Raw genomic sequence first — 454 nt, 5'->3', positions numbered from 1 at the left:
GACGTCGCCGTCGCTGTTGCGCCCCGTCGTCAAGCCGGAGGCGTCCGCGAGATCTCCGGTGGCGATGAGGTCGGCGATCTCGATGGCTGCCGTCGCGATGGCGTCGACCGCGGCGGCCACCGCCAGTGCGTGAGGCGCGGTCTCTGAGTACCGTTGAAGGTGGTCGTCCAGCCTCAATTGCCCGGTCATCTGCGCATCCCCTTTGCCGGCGCCGTATCCAGTTCCCTCCCCTCTGGAGGTCGGTACGGTCAGTCCCGGCATCAGGAGATTGACAGGGGCAGCTTAATAAGGAAAATTTCTATTCATAATGAGCGTCAAAGAATTTTCTTATAATGGCCCCGGCCATGCGACGGCCCAGCTCCGGCATCTGACGATCCGGCAGCTGCGCTCGCTTGCGGCGCTCTCGGCCAAGGGCAGCGTCACCGCAGCGTCCGGCCATCTCGGGCTGACCCAG

At 64.1% G+C, this 454-nt stretch carries 2 pseudogenes; one reads left to right on the top strand and one right to left on the bottom strand.

Features of this window, described 5'->3' with window-relative positions:
- Positions 1-189, bottom strand: a pseudogene (locus MOV75_RS41850) (class 1 fructose-bisphosphatase); the annotation flags it as partial.
- A gap of 118 nt (positions 190-307) precedes the next feature.
- Between MOV75_RS41850 and MOV75_RS41845 the strand changes: the two are divergent.
- Positions 308-454, top strand: a pseudogene (locus tag MOV75_RS41845) (LysR family transcriptional regulator); the annotation flags it as partial.

Source organism: Bradyrhizobium sp. PRIMUS42, from assembly GCF_023006515.1.
Taxonomy (GTDB): domain Bacteria; phylum Pseudomonadota; class Alphaproteobacteria; order Rhizobiales; family Xanthobacteraceae; genus Bradyrhizobium.
The sequence above is the reverse complement of the archived record's forward strand: the minus strand, read 5'-3'. Positions and strand labels throughout refer to the sequence as shown.